We start from the raw sequence: 4,329 nt of genomic DNA, 5'->3' as shown, positions 1-4,329 counted from the left end.
TCCGGCCCCCGTCTGGACCTCGTCGAAGACCAGCAGGATGCCGTGCTCGTCGCAGCGCTCCCGCAGACCGCGAAGCCACCCCAGCGGCGGCACGACGTAGCCGCCCTCGCCCAGCACCGGCTCGACGACCATCGCCCCGATCGATCCCGGTGGCGCCACCTGGGCGAGCATGTCATCCAGAGCGGCGAGCGCGTCCACCGCACTGGTCCGCAGCGGCTCGGCGTACGGCGCGACGTACACGCCGGGCAGCAGCGGCTCGTACCCCTCGCGGTATCGCCCCTTGGCTGTGGTCAGAGAGGTGGCCGCCAGGGTGCGTCCGTGGAAGCCGCCGCGAAAGGCGATCACTCCGGGCCGTCCGGTCGACCGCCGGGCCAGCTTCAGTGCGCCGTCGACGGCCTCGGCCCCCGAGTTGCAGAAGAACACCCGAGGGTCGTCCACGAACGGCGTGAGAGAGCACAGCCGCTCCGCAAGCTCGATGGGGGCCGGGCTTCGGGCGACGACGGAGGTATGGATCAGCGTCCGGGCCTGCTTCTCGATAGCCGACACCACCGCCGGGTGGCAGTGGCCGATGTTGCACACCGCTATGCCGCAGGTGAAGTCGAGCAGGCGCGTGCCGTCGGCGTCGGTGATCCAGGACCCTTGCGCCGACGCGGCGACCACCTCGGTCATCCGCGACAGGACGGGCGCCATAACGGCCTCGTCGCGGCGGGTCCACTCGGCTGCCACGCCCTGCTCCGGCCGGGGCTTGGCGGACAAGGCCACGTCAGTCGGTCCCCGGCGCGGCGTGGGTGTCGATCTGCGCCCGTTGCAGGCGTCCGGAGTAGTCGACGTAGACAGTCTTGAGCTCGCTGAACTGCTCGATGCCGCGCATGCCGGCCTCGCGGAACCCGTTGCCGGTGTGCTTTGTGCCGCCGAACGGCATCTGGATCTCGGCTCCGATCGTCGGGGCGTTGACGTAGACGATCCCGGTGTCGATCCGCTCGACGGCACGCATGGCGGCGTTCACGTCCCGGGTGTACACGGCGGCCGACAGCCCATAGGCGACGCCGTTGACCACGTCCACCGCCTCGTCCAGCGACGCGACCTCGATGACCGACAGGACGGGCCCGAACACCTCCTGCTGCGCGATGCGGTGGTCCGGACGCACTCCGCGCAGGATCGTCGGCTCGTAGAAGGAGCCACCGTCGCACCCGTCCACCTCGACGATGCGGCCCCCGCAGAGCACCTCGGCCCCCTCCTCGACGGCCGACTCGACCATTGAGTGGATCCGCCGTGCGGAGGCGGCGTCGATCACGGGTCCGACGTCTGTGTCTGGATGCGTCGGGTCGCCGATGCGCAGCTTCCGGGCTCTCTCCGCGACCTCGTCGATCAATGAGGACGCGTCGGCGTGCAACACGAGCCTGGAGGTGGAGGTGCAGCGCTGGCCGGCGGTCCCGAAGGCGCCGAACAGCGCGCCGTCGGAGGCGAGCGCGAGGTCGGCGTCGTCCATCACGACCATGGCGTTCTTGCCGCCGAGCTCCAGGGAAACCAGCCGCGGACCCGTGTCCATGGCCGCGGACGCGACCTTTCGCCCGGTGGGCACCGAGCCCGTGAAGCTGACCGCGCGCACCAGAGGGTGAACGGCGAGGGCGGCCGCGGGAGTGGCGTGCCCGTGGACGAGGTTCAGCAGCCCGCCGGGAATCCCGGCCTCCACCAGCGCGTCCACGAAAGCCTCGGCGCACATCGGGGAATGCTCGGACGGCTTGAGCACGATCCCGTTTCCGGCCAGCAGGGCCGGAAAGCACTTCCAGGCCGGGATCGCCACGGGGAAGTTCCAGGGCGTGATCATCCCCACCACGCCCACCGGCTGGCGGACGCTCCAACAGATCTTGTCGGCGAGCTCGGACGGGTGGACGGACCCGAGGGCGCCGCGACCGTGTCCGGCTATGAACCCGGCCATGTCGATGGCCTCCTGGACGTCCCCACCCGACTCGACGAGGACCTTTCCCGCCTCGCGGGAGACCATCCGCGTGAGCTCGTCCTTGCGCCGGGCCAGGACCTCGCCGGCGCGGGCGATCAGCTCCGCCCGTGCGGGAATGGGCACCCGGGCCCACTTGCGCTGCGCCTCCGCGGCCGCGTTGACGGCGGCGTCCACGTCCTCAGGTGTGGACTCCGGGAAGACGCCGATGACCTCCGAGGGCCGGGCCGGGTTGGTGGACTCGAAGGTGGGCCCGCCGGTGCCGACGACGCGTCCTCCGATGCGGTTGCCGTGCGTGACGACGGTGTCCATCTCTTCCTCCACAGGCCAAGGTGCGGGCGTGCCTACCTCAGGTCAGGTTAACCGCAGCTGAAGTCGCCCAAGGTGGGAGCCCCCCGCCCCCCGGCCCCCGCCCCCCGGCCCCCGTCGGCGTCCTTGGATAGATTGGTGCGGTGACGGGAGCCCTCAACACACTCGACGTCGGCCTTCCCCACGTCGCCTCGGGCAAGGTCCGGGAGATCTTCGACGCGGGCGAGCACCTGCTGATGGTCGCCACCGACCGCGTGTCGGTGTTCGACGTGGTCCTGCCGACCCCCATCCCGGAGAAGGGCGCGGTCCTCACCGGGCTGTCGGTGTTCTGGTTCGACCGCACCCAGCAGATCGTCCCCAACCACCTCGTGGAGTGGCGCGGCGCGACCATGCCCGGTGGCGCAGGTTCGGTCGGGGGCCGGGCGATGCTGGTGCGCAAGGCCCAGATGCTGCCCATCGAGTGCGTCGTCCGGGGCTACCTCGTGGGCTCGGGGTGGAAGGACTACAAGCGCACCGGCGAGGTCTGCGGCGTTGAGTTGCCGGAGGGTTTGCGCGAGGCCGACAAGCTCCCCGAGCCGATCTTCACCCCGGCCACCAAGGCCCACACCGGACACGACGAGAACATCGACTCCGACTCCGCGGCTTCCATCGTCGGCGACGCCTCACTGGTCAAGCGAGCCGCCGAGATCTCGATCGCCCTGTACGAGTTCGGACGCGCCCACGCCGAGTCCCGCGGGATCCTGCTGGCCGACACCAAGTTCGAACTCGGACTGGTGGACGGCGAGCTCGTCCTTTGCGACGAGTGCCTCACGCCGGACTCCTCGCGCTACTGGCCGGCCGACTCGTGGGAGCCGGGGGCGACGCCGCCGTCCTACGACAAGCAGTACGTCCGCGACTACGCCGACTCCGTCGGCTGGGACCACTCGGCGCCGGGGCCAGAGCTCCCGGACGAGGTCGTTCAGGGGACCCGGGCCCGGTACCGGGAGGCGTTCGAGCGAATCACCGGCATGACCCTGGACCAGCACCTGGGGCAGGCGTGACGGTCCGCGCCAAGGTCAGGGTCGACGTCACGCTGAAGCCGGGAATCGCCGACCCGCAGGGCCAGACCGTGGAACGATCCCTTCCCGCGCTTGGCTGGGACAACGTCCGCGACGTGCGGGTGGGCAAGCACTTCGACCTCGTCGTCGAGGGAGAGACGATCGACTCCTGCCGCGAGCAGGTGGAGGAGATGTGCCGCAGCTTTCTGAGCAACCCGGTCCTGGAGAGCTACGAGTTCTCCTTGGAGCCCGCCTGATTCGTCGCGGATTGGTCCTGATCGCGGCGGGCTGCGCCTTCACCACGGCCGCGGTCCTGCTCGCCTACCTGTTCAACGACGCGCTTCCCCCGGACATTCATCTCTGGGGGGTCCTGTCGCTGGCGGCGCTGTCCCTCGGCCTGTACCTCATCGGCGCCGCCGTCCTTCTCACCGCCCGGTTCAAGGACGGGAGCGTCGCGTGAAGCCGTCCGTGGCGGTGGTGCAGTTCCCCGGCTCCAACTGCGAGCAGGACGTGGTGCACGCGCTTCGGGCCGAGGGCATGGACGCCGGTCTGGCCTGGCATGGCGACGAGCGCCTCGACGGCGCGGACGCAGTCGTCCTGCCGGGGGGCTTCGCGCACGGCGACTACCTGCGGACCGGGGCCATCGCCCGTTTCTCGCCGGTGATGGAGGCGGTGCGCGGGTTGGCGTCGCACGGTGCGGCCGTCGTCGGGATCTGCAACGGCTTCCAGATCCTGTGCGAGGCCGGACTGCTGCCGGGCGCCCTGCATCGCAACGAGGGCCTTCGCTTTATCTGCGACTGGGTGGAGCTGGAGGTCGTGGACACGGCGAACGTCCTCACCGTCAACTGCGCGGCCGGACAAAGGCTGCGCATCCCGATCAACCACTACGAGGGCAACTACGTCCCATTCGGGGAGCCGCGGGTCGCTCTGCGCTACGTGGACAACCCCAACGGGTCCTGGCAGTCGGCCGCCGGTATCGCCAACGCAGCCGGCAATGTGGGCGGGATGATGCCGCACCCCGAGCGA

General features: G+C 70.3%; 6 protein-coding genes. 4 read left to right on the top strand and 2 right to left on the bottom strand.

The features are described from left to right. Both VNE62_09615 and VNE62_09610 read right to left on the bottom strand, forming a co-directional pair. Nucleotides 1–726: aminotransferase class III-fold pyridoxal phosphate-dependent enzyme (locus VNE62_09615; protein HVE92538.1), on the bottom strand; the 726-nt coding region annotated here is incomplete at its 3' end. Nucleotides 727–763: 37 nt separating this feature from the next. Then, nucleotides 764–2,269 (bottom strand): aldehyde dehydrogenase family protein, encoded by a 1,506-nt coding sequence (locus tag VNE62_09610; protein ID HVE92537.1) that lies wholly within the window; start codon nucleotides 2,267–2,269, stop codon nucleotides 764–766. Nucleotides 2,270–2,409: 140 nt separating this feature from the next. Between VNE62_09610 and VNE62_09605 the strand changes: the two genes are divergently transcribed. The 4 genes from VNE62_09605 to purQ form a co-directional block, all read left to right on the top strand. After that, complete coding sequence (locus VNE62_09605; GenBank protein ID HVE92536.1) at nucleotides 2,410–3,306, top strand: phosphoribosylaminoimidazolesuccinocarboxamide synthase; 897 nt, start codon at nucleotides 2,410–2,412, stop codon at nucleotides 3,304–3,306. After that, complete coding sequence (gene purS, locus VNE62_09600) at nucleotides 3,303–3,560, top strand: phosphoribosylformylglycinamidine synthase subunit PurS (GenBank protein HVE92535.1); 258 nt, start codon at nucleotides 3,303–3,305, stop codon at nucleotides 3,558–3,560. Before VNE62_09605 ends, purS begins: the two co-directional genes overlap by 4 nt. Nucleotides 3,561–3,571: 11 nt before the next feature. Continuing rightward, complete coding sequence (locus VNE62_09595; protein ID HVE92534.1) at nucleotides 3,572–3,763, top strand: hypothetical protein; 192 nt, start codon at nucleotides 3,572–3,574, stop codon at nucleotides 3,761–3,763. Next, nucleotides 3,760–4,329: phosphoribosylformylglycinamidine synthase subunit PurQ (gene purQ, locus VNE62_09590; protein ID HVE92533.1), on the top strand; the 570-nt coding region annotated here is incomplete at its 3' end. The genes VNE62_09595 and purQ, both read left to right, overlap by 4 nt.

The organism is Actinomycetota bacterium (genome assembly GCA_035536535.1).
Classification (GTDB): Bacteria; Actinomycetota; JAICYB01; order JAICYB01; family JAICYB01; genus DATLNZ01.
This window is presented reverse-complemented; position numbering and strand designations above follow the sequence as displayed.

Coding starts and splice junctions, on each gene's coding strand:
- VNE62_09610 (HVE92537.1), bottom strand. CDS start 2,269: ATGGACACCGTCGTCACGCACGGCAACCGCATCGGAGGACGCGTCGTC.